The sequence below is a fragment of the Massilia sp. CT11-108 genome (assembly GCF_047302915.1).
Taxonomy (GTDB): Bacteria; Pseudomonadota; Gammaproteobacteria; order Burkholderiales; family Burkholderiaceae_D; genus Telluria; species Telluria orientalis.
On record NZ_JBKYMO010001717.1, the window covers coordinates 1 to 242 of the forward strand.

General features: G+C 48.3%; 1 protein-coding gene. It reads right to left on the reverse strand.

The features are described from left to right. A partial coding sequence (locus ACEN88_RS36140; protein ID WP_413347188.1) for a PCRF domain-containing protein occupies positions 1–242 on the reverse strand: 242 nt, incomplete at both ends.

Consider the following 242-nt stretch of genomic DNA (forward strand, 5'->3'; position numbering starts at 1 on the left):
GTACCGCATGTACATGCGGTAAAGGTCGCCGGCAAAAAGGGCAGCCTCGTCACCACCTGTACCACCACGAATCTCGACGATCGCATTTTTAGAATCCTCAGGATCTTTAGGGATGAGCATCAAACGGATCTCCTCCTCTTTTACTTCCTGCTGGGCAAGTAGTTCGTCAAGTTCCATTTTAGCCATCTCGCGAAACTCCTCGTCTTTTTCGGTGGCCAGGATTTCTTTATTGGTATCGATAT